This window comes from Caloramator quimbayensis (genome assembly GCF_900167605.1).
GTDB classification, from domain to species: Bacteria; Bacillota; Clostridia; order Clostridiales; family Caloramatoraceae; genus Caloramator_B; species Caloramator_B quimbayensis.
Genome location: NZ_FUYH01000009.1, coordinates 103,681 through 121,818, shown reverse-complemented (window position 1 = coordinate 121,818; position 18,138 = coordinate 103,681). Strand labels below are relative to the sequence as shown.

Annotated in this window: 20 protein-coding genes; 17 read left to right on the top strand and 3 right to left on the bottom strand. The window is 32.3% G+C overall.

Going from position 1 to position 18,138, the window contains the following annotated elements:
• The 12 genes from B5D15_RS15625 to B5D15_RS07645 all read left to right on the top strand — a co-directional run.
• The coding region (locus tag B5D15_RS15625) for a hypothetical protein (RefSeq protein ID WP_207651457.1) at nt 1–192 on the top strand (192 nt) is incomplete at its 5' end.
• A gap of 4 nt (nt 193–196) precedes the next feature.
• Nucleotides 197–1,372 (top strand): FprA family A-type flavoprotein, encoded by a 1,176-nt coding sequence (locus B5D15_RS07695; protein WP_078696543.1) that lies wholly within the window; start codon nt 197–199, stop codon nt 1,370–1,372.
• A 162-nt stretch (nt 1,373–1,534) separates the two neighbouring features.
• A complete protein-coding gene (locus B5D15_RS07690) occupies nt 1,535–2,062 on the top strand; it encodes a Chromate resistance protein ChrB (RefSeq protein ID WP_078696542.1) in 528 nt (175 codons plus the stop codon).
• A gap of 10 nt (nt 2,063–2,072) precedes the next feature.
• On the top strand, nt 2,073–3,269 hold the full coding sequence (locus tag B5D15_RS07685; protein WP_078696541.1) for an MFS transporter: 1,197 nt from the start codon (nt 2,073–2,075) through the stop codon (nt 3,267–3,269).
• Nucleotides 3,270–3,379: 110 nt separating this feature from the next.
• Nucleotides 3,380–3,781 carry a hypothetical protein gene (locus tag B5D15_RS07680; RefSeq protein ID WP_078696540.1) on the top strand — a complete coding sequence of 134 codons (402 nt, stop codon included), beginning with the start codon at nt 3,380–3,382 and terminating at the stop codon, nt 3,779–3,781.
• A 177-nt stretch (nt 3,782–3,958) separates the two neighbouring features.
• Nucleotides 3,959–4,519, top strand: coding sequence for a flavodoxin family protein (locus B5D15_RS07675; RefSeq protein WP_179122224.1), 561 nt, complete (start codon nt 3,959–3,961; stop codon nt 4,517–4,519).
• 70 nt (nt 4,520–4,589) lie between these two features.
• Nucleotides 4,590–4,766: a YtxH domain-containing protein gene (locus tag B5D15_RS07670; protein WP_242948715.1), complete on the top strand. Its 177-nt coding sequence runs from the start codon at nt 4,590–4,592 to the stop codon at nt 4,764–4,766.
• Between the two features lie 92 nt (nt 4,767–4,858).
• Nucleotides 4,859–6,163, top strand: a complete 1,305-nt coding sequence (locus B5D15_RS07665) for a helix-turn-helix domain-containing protein (protein WP_078696537.1) — start codon at nt 4,859–4,861, stop codon at nt 6,161–6,163.
• A 102-nt stretch (nt 6,164–6,265) separates the two neighbouring features.
• A complete protein-coding gene (locus tag B5D15_RS07660; protein ID WP_078696536.1) occupies nt 6,266–6,916 on the top strand; it encodes a hypothetical protein in 651 nt (216 codons plus the stop codon).
• Between the two features lie 14 nt (nt 6,917–6,930).
• Nucleotides 6,931–9,516: an ATP-dependent chaperone ClpB gene (gene clpB / locus B5D15_RS07655; RefSeq protein WP_078696535.1), complete on the top strand. Its 2,586-nt coding sequence runs from the start codon at nt 6,931–6,933 to the stop codon at nt 9,514–9,516.
• Between the two features lie 11 nt (nt 9,517–9,527).
• A complete protein-coding gene (locus tag B5D15_RS07650; protein WP_078696534.1) occupies nt 9,528–9,929 on the top strand; it encodes a 4Fe-4S binding protein in 402 nt (133 codons plus the stop codon).
• Nucleotides 9,929–11,662 (top strand): aldehyde ferredoxin oxidoreductase N-terminal domain-containing protein, encoded by a 1,734-nt coding sequence (locus tag B5D15_RS07645; protein ID WP_078696533.1) that lies wholly within the window; start codon nt 9,929–9,931, stop codon nt 11,660–11,662. Before B5D15_RS07650 ends, B5D15_RS07645 begins: the two co-directional genes overlap by 1 nt.
• Nucleotides 11,663–11,713: 51 nt before the next feature.
• Here B5D15_RS07645 and B5D15_RS07640 read toward each other — a convergent pair whose 3' ends face one another.
• The 3 genes from B5D15_RS07640 to B5D15_RS07630 are packed head-to-tail and all read right to left on the bottom strand — an operon-like array spanning nt 11,714 to nt 14,318.
• On the bottom strand, nt 11,714–12,520 hold the full coding sequence (locus B5D15_RS07640; protein ID WP_078696532.1) for an ABC transporter permease: 807 nt from the start codon (nt 12,518–12,520) through the stop codon (nt 11,714–11,716).
• A complete protein-coding gene (locus tag B5D15_RS07635; RefSeq protein WP_423236571.1) occupies nt 12,510–13,247 on the bottom strand; it encodes an ABC transporter ATP-binding protein in 738 nt (245 codons plus the stop codon). The genes B5D15_RS07640 and B5D15_RS07635 overlap by 11 nt, the downstream gene beginning before the upstream one ends.
• Before the next feature lie 48 nt (nt 13,248–13,295).
• Nucleotides 13,296–14,318: an ABC transporter substrate-binding protein gene (locus B5D15_RS07630; protein WP_078696530.1), complete on the bottom strand. Its 1,023-nt coding sequence runs from the start codon at nt 14,316–14,318 to the stop codon at nt 13,296–13,298.
• A 307-nt stretch (nt 14,319–14,625) separates the two neighbouring features.
• On the opposite strand from B5D15_RS07630, the gene B5D15_RS15770 reads away from it, so the two are divergent.
• The 5 genes from B5D15_RS15770 to B5D15_RS07605 all read left to right on the top strand — a co-directional run bounded on the left by B5D15_RS15770 (nt 14,626) and on the right by B5D15_RS07605 (nt 18,130).
• Nucleotides 14,626–14,895 carry an ATP-binding cassette domain-containing protein gene (locus B5D15_RS15770; RefSeq protein WP_078696529.1) on the top strand — a complete coding sequence of 90 codons (270 nt, stop codon included), beginning with the start codon at nt 14,626–14,628 and terminating at the stop codon, nt 14,893–14,895.
• A 158-nt stretch (nt 14,896–15,053) separates the two neighbouring features.
• Nucleotides 15,054–15,785 carry an elongation factor P 5-aminopentanone reductase gene (gene ymfI, locus B5D15_RS07620; protein WP_341428522.1) on the top strand — a complete coding sequence of 244 codons (732 nt, stop codon included), beginning with the start codon at nt 15,054–15,056 and terminating at the stop codon, nt 15,783–15,785.
• 99 nt (nt 15,786–15,884) lie between these two features.
• Nucleotides 15,885–16,334, top strand: coding sequence for a hypothetical protein (locus B5D15_RS07615; RefSeq protein WP_078696527.1), 450 nt, complete (start codon nt 15,885–15,887; stop codon nt 16,332–16,334).
• Between the two features lie 137 nt (nt 16,335–16,471).
• A complete protein-coding gene (locus tag B5D15_RS07610) occupies nt 16,472–16,693 on the top strand; it encodes a hypothetical protein (protein WP_078696526.1) in 222 nt (73 codons plus the stop codon).
• A 348-nt stretch (nt 16,694–17,041) separates the two neighbouring features.
• Nucleotides 17,042–18,130, top strand: a complete 1,089-nt coding sequence (locus B5D15_RS07605; protein WP_078696525.1) for a LiaI-LiaF-like domain-containing protein — start codon at nt 17,042–17,044, stop codon at nt 18,128–18,130.
• Nucleotides 18,131–18,138: the final 8 nt, after the last annotated feature.

The following is an 18,138-nucleotide window of genomic DNA, read 5'->3' as shown; positions in this document are numbered from 1 at the left end:
GCTTTAGCAGCATTATGGTTTCTAAGCAACGAAAGGAGATGTAACCATAATGCTGCACAGATAATCTTTGCCGCTCATTTTGAAGCTCTAAGCCTTGGAAAAATATTATCTTTAGAAATATTTTATTTGTATATATTATGGGTTATAATAATATTGTTAATAGTTGTATGGAATACAAATAGATTGAGGTGATAAAATGAATATAAAAGAATTAAAAAAGGATGTGTATTATGTGGGAGTCAAAAACCCTGAACTTAGAGTTTTTGACATAATAATGGAAACAAAAAGCGGAACTACTTACAATTCATATCTTATAGTTGATGAAAAAATCGTACTTATTGATTGTGCTAAGGATGGATATTTTGATGAATTTATTTCAAATATAAAGTCCATTATTGGAGATAGACAAATAGATTATGTTGTTGTAAATCATACAGAACCAGATCACAGCGGCTGCCTTGGAAAAATACTTGAAACTTATACTGATGCAGTTGTTTATGCATCAAAATCTGCCCTTATAAATATAAGACAGATAATAAATAAGGACTTTATAGGTGAGGAAGCAAAGGGTGAGCTCTCCATAGGGAAAAGGACATTAAAGTTTATATCTGCGCCATTTTTACATTGGCCTGATACTATATTTACATACAGCGAATATGATAATATACTTTTTAGCTGTGATGCCTTTGGATGCCACTACTGCGATAATAGCATATTTAATGATGAAGTCGGAGATTTTTCTGAGGAATTTAAATATTACTTTGAAGTAATTATGGGGCCCTTTAAAAAACATGTTCTTTCTGCAATTGAGAAGATAAAACCTCTAAAGATAGACATTATTGCTCCAAGCCATGGACCGATTCACAGAAATAATCCATTAAAATATGTTGCGCTTTATGAAAATTGGAGCAAGCCTGTTTTAAATCTTGCAGCTGGGAAAAATGCTTCTGTTCTTTATGTTTCAGCCTATGGTTACACAAAAATGATTGCACAGTCTATAGCAGAAGGACTTAAAGAAGCAGGAGCAGAGGTAAAAACAATAGATGTTTCTGAAATGGATATTAACAGGGTGATTGATATTATAGATGATTCTAAATTTATCGCTGTTGGCTCTCCAACTATAAATCAGGATGCTTTAAAACCGATATGGGATATGCTTTCTTTAACTTCACCAATTATTAATAGAGGCAAATTGGCCTTCGTGTTTGGCTCCTACGGGTGGAGCGGGGAAGCAGTTCCTATGATTGAGGAAAGATTAAAAGGTCTTAAGTTCAAAATTTTTGAAGAAGGATTTAAGGTTCAATTTAAACCTACAAAAGAGGATTTAGAAAAGGCAAAAAATATAGGCAAAAGAGCTGGAGAAGCTATATAGTTAGATTAAAAGTTATATCTTATTTATTAAAGCCATGAATAATTCAAAAGTAGATTCTTCAACATAGAGTTTATTTTTGATATTATTTCATGGCTTCTTATTTTATTTTTAATTAAAATGTTATATAATGAATGTAACGGCTGTTACAAAGGAGGAATTTTAGTGGAACAAAATTTTTATTTTATTTCATATAACCTTCCCTCAGAGCCATCAAGAATAAGGGTTTCTATGTGGCGAAGGCTAAAAAAATTAGGTGCACTTAATTTACATCAGTCCCTATGGGTAATACCTGAATTTGAAAATATTTCAGAGGAACTTGAAAAAATAAAGGATTTTACTGAAAAGGAAGAAGGAAATATATTTATTGTTTGTGGCAGATTTATGGAAGGTGTAAATGAAATAATAAAAAAGTTTAATGAGGAAAGAGGCAAAGAGTATAAGGAACTTATTGAGTATTGTGAAAAGTTTCATGAGGAGATGATAAGAGAAACAAATATAAAGAATTTTACATTTGCAGAGCTTGAGGAAAACGAAGAGGAAATTAATAAGCTTATTGACTGGTTTCAAAAGATTAAAAGGAGAGATTATTTTAATTCAGAGCTTTCAGAGAAAGCACAAAGTGAAATTGATAGGTGTAAAGCTGAATTCGAGGATTTCAGCGATAAAGTTTATAGTGCTTACAGCTCATAGGAGGGGTATAATGGAAACTCAGTTAAAAGAAAAAAAGGTTATGGGCCTTGAAAGGAATATTTTTTTCACTGGACTTACAAGTTTTTTAACAGATACTTCGGTAAAAATGATATATTCTGTAATGCCGCTTTTTCTACTTTCAATAGGAGCTACTAAAACAGAGCTCTCTTTAATTGAAGGAATTGCAGAAAGCACAGCTTCAGTTTTAAAGGCAATATCAGGATGGTGGAGCGATAAAATAGGAAAGAATAAACCCTTTATGATAATAGGATATGGGATAACAGCATTAATAACGCCTCTTTATGCCATTGCAAAAGTTCCTTTACATGTTCTTATTATGAGATTTACTGAAAGAGTTGGGAAAGGAATTAGAACAGCTCCGAGAGACAGCCTGATTGCAGGCTCATCTAAAAGTGCAGGGAAAAACTTTGGCTTTCATAAGGCTATGGATAATTGCGGGGCTATAATAGGACCTCTTTTGGCGTATATTATATTATTAAATTTTCCTAAAGACTATAGAAGAGTATTTATTTTTGCTGCAATTCCGGCAGTTTTAGGAGTATTTACAATAATATCCTTTGTAAAGGAAGCCAAGAAGAATAAAGAAGATTTACCGGATAAAATAGTATTAAAAGATTTTTCTAAAAAATACTATATATTTTTATTCATTGTATTTGTATTTACTCTTGGAAATTCTACAGACACTCTTTTGCTTGTAAAAGCTAATGATGTTGGAATAAATGCAGTATATATTCCATTAGTATATTTAATATTCAATTCAGTATCAGTGCTCTTTGCAATACCTATGGGAATGCTTTCAGACAAAATAGGAAGAGAGAGAATAATTATATTTGGATATATGCTGTATTCTGTTATTTATTTCTTCTTTGGAAAAACAAGCATAAAAGGAATTATTTTGCTTCTATTTGCTCTATATGGAATATATAGCGCTGCAACTGACGGTATACAAAAGGCATTGGTTTCTGATTTGATAGATAAAGACAAAAGAGGAACTGGCCTTGGATTATACAATGCCCTTCTTGGGATTACTCTCCTTCCTGCAAGCCTTATAGCAGGTATACTTTACGATAATGTTAATTCATCAGCACCTTTTTATTTTGGAGCTTTGATGTCCTTTATTGCAGCAATAATGATGTTTATATTCTATAGAAGACAGGTTGTTGGGAAAAAGCAGTATAGTATATAAACATATTGCTAAAAAGTGTATTTTTTATATTTTTTTAGTAAATTCACTAATAAAATTAACACTAATATGATAAAATAATTTATAAATAAATTATTTTGTGAGGTGTTAGTGTGATAAAACATAAAGAAATTTTAAATTTTCTCGAAAATGAAGGGCTTGAAGAAATAGATGAGATTGAATACAACAAAGATATTTTTGTCTATAATTTTTTCTATACCTTTGATGAGGCAGAAATAGAGGCGGCAAAGGAATATGCAAATGAAAACTGTGATGCAGAGAGTACAGAAGATGAATGGAACGAAGAGTTTTATCTCCCCTATCTTACTGATATAGCAGCAGATAACGTCAGGGATATAGTTGATGATATTTGTGAAGAGTTTGGGCTTTTTGGAGAATTCGTAGCCTATGAAATGGATATGGGAAGCAGTGAAAGATGTGAATTTACTGTTGTTTTTGCAAAAGAAGGAATTGAATTTGATATTGATGAAATAATGGAGAAGCTCGAACTATAAAAATTTTAAATATTTGTTGATTTTATAACTTTATCGTGCTAATATTAAAAATAATAAAAGCAATTAAGGTTTACTAAGCCATTTTAAATGGCGTTACCCCCTATAGACTAAATGAAAGCACCCATTGGGTGCTTTCATTTAGTCTATATTTATAAATTAATATCTATGGAGGATAAAATGAAAGCAGTAATTCTTTATGGAGGTCCAAGGGAAAATGGCAATACTAAAATCATTACCGATAGTTTTATTAAAGGACTGTTAGATGCAAAATGCAGTATTGACTTTATAGATATTACAAAATTAAACATAAATCCATGTATAGGATGCTTAAAGTGTGAAAAAGATGGTGAATGTTTTATTGAGGATGATATGAAATTTATTTATGAAGCTGTAGAAAAAAGCGATTTAGTAGTTTTATCATCTCCAGTATATTTTGCCTCAGTAACTTCACAGCTTAAAACTGTCATAGACAGATTTCAAAGCTTTTATAGCAAAAAATATGTTTTGAAAAACGATAATAACAAAAAAAGGAAAGGATATCTTATTTTTACTGCAGGCGGGAAAAATGAAAAAATGATAGAATCGATAGGTCTTACTGCTAAATTCTTTATGCTTTCAATAGATGCTTCTTTAAACGATAAAATATATGCTTTAGGAACTGATGAAATAAAAGTAATAAATAGAGAAGAAATTTTAAAAAAAGCATATGATAAGGGTTTTGCTGCAGGAAGAGGTTAAATTTTACATGTTTATATTTTTTTAAAGTGCATACTCTATTCATAGATAAATATGAAAGGAGATGTACACCATGAGAGGAAGGTTTGTTAGCGGACTTACAGCTGGAATGCTGTTAGGTGCTGCTGCTGGGCTTATGATGATGCCTCAAATGGATATGAGAACAAGAAGAAAAGTTAGCAGGGCAAGCAATAGAATAATACACAGGGCAGAAGCTTTATTAAACGATTTAAGAGAATATTCGATGTGATACATCAAAATAGGATAGTTATTAAATTTTGACTATCCTATTTTTTTTATTTTTTGTATAATAATATTAATATCTGCAAAAGGAATGATGTTATGGAGATTTTAACCCTTGGTGAAAAGATAAAACTAAAAAGAAAAGAAAAGAATATGACTCTTAAGGAGCTGGCTGGTGATAGAATAACTGCCGGGCAGATAAGTCTCGTTGAATCGGGAAAGTCTAATCCAAGCATAGATCTTTTAGAATATATTGCTCAAAGGCTTGATACAGACATAGAATATTTTCTTGAGAGCGAAGAAAAACAGGCTTCAAACATTTGCGAGTTTTATATTAGCATTGCAGAATCTGCAATAAACGGGGAAAATTATATAAAGGCGAAGGAGACGATTGATAAGGGGCTTCATTATGCAAAAGAATACAACCTTTCATATTATAAAGGCAAATTTGATATGCTCTTAGCAAGGCTTAAGGAGATAAAGGGAGAATATGAAGAAGCACAGCAGTGCTGCCTTGCTGCAAACAGCTATTTTTTAAAGACCGATAATGTAGATGATATTGTAAACAGCTTTATACTTCTTGGTGAGATTACCTTTAAAATGGATTTTATAAAGGGAGCTTTAAATTATTTTATGCAGGCAGATTCTATTTTAAATGAATATGGCTATATAAACGATATTTTAAAGGCTAAAGTATATTATTATATTTCACTTTGCTATTACTACTTAAATGATATGTATCAGTCTATAAGATTTGCTATGGTAGCAAAGGACAAACTTAAAATGATTGAGGATAAAAAGGAATATGCAAATACACTTATGCTTTTAAGTATAGCCTACGGGGAAAAGAATAATATTAAAGAAGCAATGAAGTATGCAAAGGAAGCAAAAAAAATATTTAACGAAATTCAATATGTAAGAGAGGTTGCTGATATTGAAAACAGCCTCGGAGTAATTTTTGCAAAGGATAATAATTTTGATGAATCCTTTGAGCACCTAAACAAAGCATTAAAAATTAAAACAGAATTAATGGATGAAACTTATGCGGAAACGGTGTTTAGAATATGCGATAACTATTTATCTTTGGATGAAACAGATAAAGCTATGGATATAATAAACAACCTCTTTGAAAAGTTAAAAGATAATCAGATTGATTATAGAATAAAATGCTATGAATATATGTTTAAAATATATAAAAACAAGGGAAATATTATTAAGAGTGAAGAAATTTTATTAAACTTAGTAAAATATCTTGAGACTTTAAATTTTAAGAGACAGCTTGCAGATTGCTATATTCTTCTTAGCAGATTTTATCAGGAAATAAATGAAAAAGATTTATCATTTAATTATATGAGCAAAGGAATTGAACTTTACGAGGAACTTGGAATAATATTGCATAAATAAAATTTCATAAAGGTATGAGGTGTGAATTTCCTTTTTTGTATAGATTGTGTATAATTAATACAAAATAGCTAATCACACCTTTTATTTTAAGGAGGGATATTGATGGAATTTAATGGGCTTGTGGGGATGGACTTTGATTTCTTCAAAAAAAAGGACAAAATGACAAAAGAGGAGTATGAGGCTGCCAGAAATGAAGTCAAACAGCATTTTAGAAGCCTTTGCTATGAGGTTCAGAAAATATATCACAAAAAGACGGGCGGAGTTTTAGAGCTGGATAAGGAGTTTCAGAATTTTAATAAGAGAAGCAATGCGATAGTTGCAGAATGCAAAAACTGTCAAAACAAATTTAAAGTAAATATACATCTTGGCGGCGATAATCTGTCTGTGGAGCTTATTTTTAAATCTGAAACAAAGGAGCAATGCGAATATATAATTGAAATTTTAAAAAACAAGAAAAGCATCATATGGGAATATTTTATGTCTAATAAGTATATGATACTTTGTGTAGATTATATCAGTAAAACTAAAAAAAGCAGCTCCTTAAAAATAGCTTCCTTTGAATTAAATAATAAGAATTATGATAATATTTTGAAATTTATTGAGGGTAATTTTAATGAGGGAAGGTATGAATTTAATTTTATAATTTCATTTTCCTATAATAAAAATGAGTGCTTAAAACAAAATAAAAACTTTGCAAATACAGTTCATGAAGCATTTGTAAGCATTATAGAAATAGAAAAAAGACTTGCATGACAGGAGGATTTTATATGGACATAGAAAAAATGACGTTAAAGGTTCAAGAGGCATTAAATCTATCTCAGCAGACAGCTGTAAGGTTAAATCATCAGCAGGTTGATACTCTTCATCTTTTGTATGCTCTTTTAACTCAGGATGAAGGGCTTATTCCTCAGCTTATTGAGAAAATAGGCATAAATTCTAACCTCCTTTCAAAGGAGGTTTTAAATCATCTTGAAAGGCAGCCTAAGGTTTTAGGTGAGGGTGCTGCATCAAGCAGCATATATGCAACAAGAAGGTTTGAGGAAGTTTTAATAAAATCAGAGGATATCGCTAAAAGGCTTAAGGATGAATTTATTAGCGTTGAGCACATATTTTTAGCCTTTTTAGAAGGTGATTATGCAGGAAGCGATATTATTAAAAAGCACGGCATAAATAAGGATAATTTCATGAAAGCCCTAAAGGATGTTAGAGGTGGCCAGAGGGTTGTAACTAATGATCCTGAGGGAACCTATGATGCCCTTAAGAAATATGGAAGAAACCTAATCTTAGAAGCAAAGTCCAATAAGCTTGATCCTGTAATCGGCAGGGATGAAGAGATAAGAAGGGTTATAAGAATACTTTCAAGAAAGACTAAAAACAATCCCTGCCTAATAGGTGAGCCTGGGGTTGGCAAAACAGCAATAGTTGAAGGACTTGCGCAAAGAATTGTAAGGGGGGATGTTCCTGAAGGCCTTAAGGATAAAATAATATTCTCCCTCGACCTTGGAGCCTTAATTGCCGGTGCAAAATACAGAGGAGAGTTTGAAGAAAGGCTTAAGGCAGTTTTAAAGGAGATTGAAAGAAGCGAAGGAAGGATAATACTATTTATAGATGAAATTCATACAATTGTTGGTGCAGGCAAGGCAGAGGGAGCAATGGATGCAGGAAATTTAATAAAGCCTATGCTTGCAAGGGGAGAACTTCACTGCATTGGAGCTACCACCTTTGATGAATACAGAGAATATATAGAAAAGGATAAGGCTCTTGAGAGAAGATTTCAGCCAGTTACTATAGAGGAACCTGATGTAGATGAAACTATTACGATACTTAGAGGCCTTAAGGAGAGATTTGAGATACACCATGGCATTAGAATTCATGACAGCGCAATAGTTGCAGCTGCAAAACTATCCCACAGGTATATAACTGACAGGTATCTTCCAGATAAAGCCATAGATTTAATAGATGAGGCAGGGGCAATGGTTAGAACTGAGATTGACAGCCTTCCAACAGAACTTGATGAGGTTCACAGAAGGATAATGCAGCTTGAAATAGAAAAGAAGGCACTTTCGAAGGAAAACGATGAAATATCATTAGAAAGGTTAAAGTTTATAGAGAATGAAATTGCAAATTTAAAGGATAAAGAAAGCCATTTAAATGCAAAATACCAGAATGAGAAAAGGGAAATAAAAAACATAAGAGAGATAAAGGAGAACATAGATAAGCTAAAGGGTGAGATGGAAAAGGCTGAGAGGGAATACGATTTAAACAGGCTTGCGGAGATAAAATACGGAAAGCTTCCACAGCTTCAGGAAAAACTTAAAGAGCTTGAGGAAAAGCAGAAAAATGAAGAACTTCTTTTAAAGGAAGAAGTAACGGAGGAGGAAATAGCACAAATACTTTCAAGGTGGACTGGTATTCCCGTATCAAGGCTTGTGGAAGGTGAAAAGCAAAAACTTTTAAGCCTTGAAGAAAACATTAAAAAAAGAGTTGTAGGTCAGGATGAGGCTGTTGAGCTTGTTGTAAATGCTGTGCTTAGGGCAAGGGCAGGCATTAAGGATCCTAAAAGGCCTGTTGGAAGCTTTATATTTTTAGGCCCAACAGGAGTTGGGAAGACGGAACTTGCAAAAACCCTTTCAAAGTGTATGTTTGACAGCGAGGAAAATGTTATTAGAATCGATATGTCAGAATACATGGAGAAATTTTCAGTATCAAGGCTTATAGGAGCACCTCCGGGATATGTAGGGTATGACCAGGGAGGACAGCTTACAGAGGCTGTAAGAAGAAAACCATACAGTGTTGTGCTCTTTGATGAAATAGAAAAGGCCCACGAGGATGTATTTGATATATTCCTTCAGATACTCGATGAAGGACGCCTTACTGACAGCCATGGTAAAGTTGTAGATTTTAGGAATACAATAATAATTATGACTTCAAATATAGGAAGCGACATAATTCAAAAGGGTATAGAAGACAATAAAAATATGGATGATATATATAAGGATGTATTTGAAGTTTTAAAGGTTAAGTTTAGACCAGAGTTTTTAAACAGGGTTGATGATATAGTTCTCTTTAAACCCCTTGATGAAGATTCAATAAAAAGAATTGCAAGGATTTTTATTGATGATATTGCATATAGGCTTAAAGAAAAATATATAGAACTTGACATAACGGATAATGCATTAAAGCTTATATCTCAGGAAGGTTTTGATGCTGTGTTTGGTGCAAGACCTTTAAAAAGATATATACAAAAAAATATTGAAACTATGATTGCTAAGGAGATAATAAAGGGTACAATACATGAAGGTCAAAGGGTTGTTATAGATTCTGAAGGTGACAGGCTTGTTTATAAAGTTTAAGGAGGATTAGTATGGCAACGGTACTTAAGGTTGAAGATAGAAGGCGATGCATAGGATGTCTTTCCTGCCGCCAGGCCTGTGCAAGGCTAAGGGGAGATTTTTCTGCTGCTGATTCTGCAATAGATGTAAAGACACAGGGGGGCTTATCAGGAGAGTTTATAATAAATATCTGCAGAGGCTGCATTGATGCTGCCTGTATGGAAGCATGCAAATTTGGAGCACTGACTAAAAGAGAGGGCGGAGGGGTAGTATTTCATAAGGGAAAATGCACAAAATGCGGGGCATGCAGTAGAGCATGCTCTGTAAGTGCAATCAGGATGGACAGCGAAGGCTATCCAATAATCTGCAGCCATTGTGGATACTGTGCAAAATACTGCCCTCACAGGTGCATAACTTTAAAGGAGGTCTTTTGATGCTGGGGAGAGATTATGTAAATGTTCTTTATATAGACCTTGAAAAAGAAGAATTTAAATATGAAAAAAGGCAGGATTTATTAAAATATATAGGTGGAACAGGTGTTGCTGCAAAGCTCCTTGATGAGAATTTAAAAGCAGAGCTTGATGTATTTGATTCTTCTCAGCCTATTGTTTTTGCAATAGGTCCTCTATCCTTCGTTATGCCTGTTTGTACTAAGGCAGTTGCAGCCTTTTATTCTCCTCATACAAAAGAATATGGAGAGAGCCATGCAGGCGGAAGACTTGCAATGGCTATGAGGTTTAGCAATATAGATGCTATGGTTATAACAGGACGTGCAAAGCATCCTATATATATTGTTATCGATGATAAGGTAACCTTTAAGGATGCGAGGGCTATGTGGGGGCTTTCTGTTGAAGATACAGGAAAAATCTTAAGGCAGCATACATCAGGAAGCGGCGTCAGGAGTTCTATGAGAATAGGCAGGGCAGGGGAAAACCTTGTCAGCTATGCAAATGTCAATGTTGATACATACAGGCACTTTGGAAGGCTTGGGCTTGGAGCAGTTTTTGGCTCAAAGTTTTTAAAGGGTATTGTTATTATTGGGGATAACTCTATACCTATACCTGCTGAAAGCAGAAAAAAATACAGACAGGTTTATGACAGAATATATGATACAGTAATAAAAACCGATGTTATGGAGAAGTATCATGAACTGGGAACCTCTATAAATGTTGTTCCCCTTAGCGATATGAATGCCCTTCCAACCCTGAATCTTTCAACTACTAAGTATGATTATGCAGAGGAAATTTCAGGGGAGAGTTTTGCAAAAAAATCTCTCATAAGAAAGGTTGCCTGTGCAGGATGCCCAATAGGCTGCATACATATAGGGCAATTCAGAAGGCAGTTTGATGAAGGATATGAATACGAATCGGTAAGCGTTTCCTATGACCATGAACTTTTATTCTCCCTTGGAAGTTTTATAGGTCTTAAATCACCCGATGAAATCCTTCAGCTTATAGACGTTGTTGAAAGAGAGGGGCTCGATGCTATATCAACAGGTGTAGCTCTCGGATGGGCTACAGAGTGCTATAAGAGAGGAATAATTAATCTTGATGACACACTAATGCCCTTTGAGTTTGGAGTTTTACCGAACTATATGGCTGCAGTACACTATATAGCAACAGGGAAAAATGAGTTTTATAAAAACCTTGGCAAGGGAGTTTATAATGCCTCTAAAATATACGGAGGAGAAGATATAGCCTGCCATCTTGGAGGAAACGAGATGCCGGGATATCATACAGGGTATGGCAGCGTAGTTGGTTTTTCTGTAGGTTCGAGGCATTCTCATCTTGATAATGCAGGATACTCTATAGACCAAGCAGGTGTTAAAGAAGAGGAAATAGTACAAAAAATATTTGAAGAGGAGATAGAAAGGAATATATTAACAAGCCTTGTAATATGCCTTTTTGCAAGAAAAGTATATAAGAGGGATATAATACTTGAGGCTCTTGATTCAATCGGTATTAAAACTACAAATGAAGAACTTACAAAATCAGGAAGGGAAATTTTAAAATTAAAATACGATATAAAAAGAAAACTTGGATATAGTCTTGATTCAAAAAAAATACCAGAGAGATTTTTTAAAACGAGAAGTTTTAACGGTAAGCTTGACAGTACAAAGGCTTATAAAATGGTTAAAAAGTATAAAGAGATGGTAGATGCTCTGTAATATAATTAAAGCCAGTAATCTGCATGATTAATGCAGATTACTGGCTCTTTTTTAGCTTCTCCAAACAGTAAATTTCTTTTCAAGAAGTGCTACTGCTTCGTACATAAGATAGGCTGAAATTGAAAGAATTATTATACTAAGCATTACCATGTCGAGCTGTGCTACCTGTCCTCCAAAGACTATTAAAAATCCAAGTCCTTCCTTTGCAACTAAGAATTCTCCAACGATTACTCCAACATAGGATAACCCTACGTTTATTTTAAGGGCAGAAATCATTGTTGGTATGCTCGATGGAAAAACTACATATCTTAAAATTTGGGATTTTGAAGCTCCGAAGGTTTTAAGGAGCTTTATTTTATCTTCATCTACTTCTTTAAATCCTGTGAGGACAGAGATTATAGTAACTATAAGGGAAATAGTAAGGGCAATGAGTATTATTGCAGTCTTGCCGTTCCCAACCCAGAATATTAAAATAGGTCCTAAGGCTATTTTAGGAAGGGCATTTAAAACTACAAGGTAAGGGTCGAGAACTTTACATATAAAGTCAGACCACCAAAGTATTATTGCAATTAATGTTCCAACTATTGTCCCAAGAAGAAAACCTATTATGGTTTCATAGCAGGTTACCCATATATGCCTAAAGAGCATGCCTTCGCTGTAGAGCTTTCCCATAAACTTTATCATTCTTGAGGGCTGGCTTACAAGAAAAGGATCAACTATTTTATATCTTGCAGTCAGCTCCCACTGAAGAAAAAATATTATAAGAATTAATATCTGAACTATTATTACAGCTGTCTTTCTCCTCTTTACAGCTTTAAGATAAAGTTCATGCTCCTTTGAAAAATTATTATTCAACATGGATATCAAGCTCCTTCCAAATAGCGTTGAAATAATGTCTGAATTCTGGAGCTTCCCTTGATTTAAGAGGAGTTCTGTTTTCTACAGATAATTTTATATCATAGATGTTCTTAAGCTTTGCAGGCCGCTTTGAAAGCACAGCAACTCTATCGGACAAAGCTATAGCTTCAGATATATCGTGGGTTACCATGAGGGCAGTTTTACCTTCCTGCTTTATAATTTTATAAACTTCTTCTGATACAGCAAGCTTTGTTTGATAGTCGAGGGCGGCAAAGGGTTCGTCAAGCAATAGTATGTCAGGATCTATTGCGAGGGTTCTAATTAATGCAACCCTTTGTCTCATACCTCCTGAAAGCTGATGGGGATAATAGTTTTTAAAGCCTGATAAGCCATATTTTTCAAGCATCCTTTCAATTTTTAAAAGGGATTCTTTGCTGCATTTTCTCTGTATTTCAAGGCCTAAAGTTATATTTGAGAATATATTTCTCCATTCAAAAAGATGGTCCCTTTGAAGCATATAACCTACCTTGCTGCAGGGTTTGGTTATCTCCATATCATCTAATAGCACTCTTCCAGATGATGGCTGCAAAAGACCTGCAATTACAGAGAGAAGGGTTGACTTTCCACATCCTGAAGGTCCTATTATGCTTAAAAACTCCCCGTCTAATACTTCTAATGAAAGATTATCTACAGCCTTTGTCTCAGCTTCAATAGTATGATATATCATTGAAAGGTTTTCAATTATCAGCTTTGCCACTATTATCCCCCCAAAAAGCTACTTTTTGATATTCTTTATTGCCTCATCTGCAAACTTTGTAGTTACTATTTTTTCATAAGGAGGTCTTGTTGGAATGAGGCTTGCGTCATAGGATTGAATTATATCCATAAGCCTTGAGAGGCTCTCTTCTTTTAATATTGGATCCTTTGCAAGGGCATCTATGGATTTGTAATTTTCAACAACTACTGATAGAAGTTCTGTATCTGAGCCTGGGAAAAAGCTTACAATATCCTTTGCAATTTCCTTTGAACTGTGGGATTGAACATAAAGCTGACCTTTGTATATTGCATTTGTGAATTTTTGAATTATATCAGGGTTATTTTCCATATAGGATTTTGTTGAGAAAAAGCAGGTATAGGGCATTTCTCCAGAGGCCTTACCTACTGATGCAACGATATAGCCGGCTTTTTCATTAACGAGCATGCTTGCTGTAGGTTCAAAAAGTGCAACATAATCCCCGGTTCCAGATTTAAATGCTCCTGCAGTTGCTGTAAATGCAAGGTTTGTTATTACATTTACATCTTTTCCTATGGTTAAGCCGTGATTTCTTAAAACATACTCGAGGCTCATTTCAGGAACTCCTCCAGGGCGGCCTCCTATAATAGTTTTTCCCCTTAAGCTCTCCCACTTAAAATCCTTTTCGTCCTTTCTGCTAACGAGGAAGGAACCATCCCTTTGGGTAAGTTGTGCAAAGAGTACAGCATAATCATCCCTTCCTTGATTATAAAGATAAATAACCTGCTCTGGTCCGCAAAAGCCTATGTCTGCATTTTTAGAGAGAACCTGCTGCATTGTTTTATCTGCACCTTGCCCAGTTGAAAGCTCAATCTCAAGCCCCTCCTCTTTGAAAAAGCCTTTGTTTATTGCAACGTACATAGGTGCATAGAAAACTGAACGCACAACTTCATTGAGCCTTACTTTTGTTAATTCTGTATTCTGCTTTTTACCGCAGGATGAGAAACAAGATAAGATTAGAACAGATACTAAAATTGTGCAAAGAAGTTTAAGATATTTTCTCATAAAAAACCTCCATAAATGATTGTCAATTTATAATATGTTTTATAAGGAGGGAGTGTTACTCGTACTTATTTTAATGGATATGATTGTAGAAATGTTTGTTACATAAAAATTAAAGCAGAATATATAAAAACTCTTTATAAAAAGTCTCGCTAATTCATTTACATGATAGATTTAATAATTATTAATTGACTTCATGTAATATATTTTATAATATTATTGTGGTACTATATGCAACAAAAAGAAATATTTACCTATATGCTTTATAGAAAAAGATGAAGATATAATAAAAACATTGAAAATTTGTAATATGGCAGAATTTGTTTATGAAAATTTGCTTGATTACGGAATAGATGAAATGGGCAAAAATGTTTCGGGAGGTCAAAGGCAAAGGATATGCCTTGCAAGAGTACTGTTTAGAAAACCTGAACTTTTAATATTAGATGAGCCTTTTAGTGCACTTGACAATGAAAATAAAATTTCTATAATGAAAGGACTGCTTCAATATATATCAGATAATAATTTTTCATTGATTGTTCTTCCCATGATTATGAGATTAAAGAGTTCTTTACAAAAATAATTGATATATCTTATTCTACTAAGGATGATATAAAAAATATGTAATAAATGAACTAAAAGAAAATAAAGGAATATAGTTTAATACATGAATAGTAGAAATATTTGTTGAAAAGTATTATATTTATAAAAGATATTAATTGCGTATTAAGGAGAATGAAAATGAGGACTGTAATTGTTACAGGAGCATCGAGGGGAATTGGAAAGGCTATGGCAAAAGTTTTTGCTATTAATGGATATAATACATTAGTCAATTACAATAAATCGGTTAACTCTGCTTTAAAGTTTATAGAAGAATTAAAAAGAGAAGGATTATCTGTTGAAGGATTTAAGGCTGATGTATCAAATAAGGATGAAGCAGATGCTATGATAAATTATTGCATAAGTAAATTTGGAAGTGTTGATGTTTTAATAAATAATGCAGGAATAGCTCAAAAAAAGCTTTTTATAGATTTAACAGAGACAGATTGGGATAATATGATAAAAGTAAATTTAAACAGCGTTTTTTATTGTACACAGTCAGTTGTAAAGCACATGCTTCATAGAAAAAGTGGGAAAATAATAAATATTTCATCAATATGGGGTATGACAGGTGCATCCTGTGAAGTGCATTACTCAACTGTAAAGGCAGGGATTATTGGTTTTACAAAAGCTCTATCGAAAGAATTAGGGCCTTCAAATATACAAGTGAATTGTATTGCACCGGGCGTTATACAGACTGATATGATAAAGGATTTGAATGAAAATGAGGTTGAAGAATTAAAAAATTCAACACCTCTGTTAAGATTAGGAACAGCGGATGATGTTGCAGAATGTGCTCTGTTTTTAGCTTCAAATAAAGCAGATTTTATAACAGGACAGATAATAAGCCCTAACGGAGGGTTTGTTATATAATAATTGAAAAATACTAAATTTTTAATAAGGTGGTGAGCAGATTAACCGCAATTTTTAAATAAATAAAATACAAAAAAATATGCGGTTAGTTTTACCATTATGATAAGTAAAAAAGGAATATTAAAGATTATAAGCATTATTATTTTATTGACTGCTGCATTTTTTCTATTTCTATTTATAAAAGTACACAATTCTTATGCTACGATAATTTATTTAAACTGGTCTGTTAAATTGCCAAAACCATATAAAGAAATTTACAGAATAGATAGCGGAAGCAGCTTTCATGGAGATGGTCAGAGATATCATATATTTGAATATAAAAATAAAAATGATATTCAAAATAAACTAAATTGGAAAGATACAAAAAACCCTGAGATAGAATCTGAAATAAACAGCGTTCTTGACAGACTTAATGTTGAAGAAATAAAAAGACCAGATTTTGATAAAAAATATAAATATTATTTTAAAATAAAAGAAGACCATTCAAAGATTTATTTGATTTTTTATGATGATATAGGAAAGCTTTATATTATTGAGGATATATTTTGATTTTTAAGATATATTTAAGAGAATAATTGATATAAAATAGAAAAAAGATGTCTTTTAAATTCAAAACTATTCACTCCTAATCATAATATATATAATAATATATTCCATTGATTAAAAATAAAGAAAGGAGGATTAGTTTGAAAAAAGAAAAATTAATTGGGATAATTATTTTTTCTGCTAATACTTTATTTTTGGGAATAGCAATTTTATTGTCGCAATTATCCATGTATATTGATCAATTAACAGGAAGTTATTATAATAGTTTTTACCCATATATACCTAAAATAATTTATGTACTCTTCTTAATAAATGTATCGGTAAGTATTTATTTATACTGCTATAAAGATAAAAAAGAATAATTTGAAATAGATATTAAAATCAATTGATAATTGTAAAAATGATAATTGTTTATATGTATATGTTTGCTTTTTATAAGGAAGTGCATAAAAAATAAAATTTTGAGAACTGATTCTTATTTTAAGATATTACCCTTTTAATTTAACAAGAGTATGGATTTTTAATCCATACTCTTGTTAAATTATAGAGCATAAATATATAGTAATTTTACATTAAAAGTATTATCTTTATTAATAAATATCACCTTTAAGAATAAATCCACAAATATTTTTATAAAAATATAAAATTTCTATGGGATAATAAGAGTTTTAAGTGTCTATATAAGTGAAAAATCAAAAGGAGGCTTATTTATGAAAAAAGTTGGGACTATAACGTCATCAGCAGGATTGATATTCCTTGGAGTATGGATGATAATAAACAAATCAAATCCTCAGCTTGGAAGAGAGATTTTTAAATTTTGGCCTGCTATATTTATACTTTTAGGAGCGGAGATACTAATTTTACATTCAAGAAAAAAAGAAGAGGAGAAAATACAGCTTAATTATATTATTATACCTATAATAATAGTTTTTCTTATTACTAATGCTTATCAAGGTTTTATTTATAGATTTAGCGGTAATTTAAAGTATTTTGGAAAAGACTTTAACTTTGACAATTTTATTAAATTTACAGAGAAGATGGATAGTGACAATTATAAAGTTATATCATCTAATAAGGTTTTGCTTGGAGGAAAAAACAAAATATATTTTTCAGCAGAGAATGTTAAAGTTATTATAAATAAATCTGCTGATAAAAATATAAAAATTGATGCCAAAATTTATGTTTACGAAAATCAGCCATTAGGAAATTATAATATTGAAACAGAGGAAACTGAAGATGGATATAAAGTGTATATAAATGAACCTTATATAAGAAAGGTTGAAGCTAATATATATGTTCCAGATAAAATGAATATTGATATTGAAGCTACAAATTCTGATATAAAAACTGTGGGAGATGAAATGCTCAGTATTGGAAATGTAAATATAAAATGTGCTAATATAAATGGGAGTATAGAAAATGCACAAAGCCTTATAATAGATTCACAGAATTTGAATTTTACTGTTTATGATACAAGAAGCACTAAGATAGAAGGGAATAATTGTAATATTAATGTAAAGGGAAACTGTGAAGATATAGATATAGAAGCTCAAAATGGCAGAGTAAATATAAATAATAATGTTTGTAAAAAGGTTTCAGTTGATATGCAAAACGGCATGCTGGATTTAAAGACAAAGGATAAAAATATAAACATTGCTGCTGACTTACAGCAGGGAACTTGCAGAGTAAATGATGAAAAAAGAGTAAATTCTGGTATTGTAAAATCCATTGGTCAAGGGATAGGTAAGGTTGATATAAAATTAGACAGGGGAACTATCAATATTAGTGCTTTGGAGTGATTAAATTG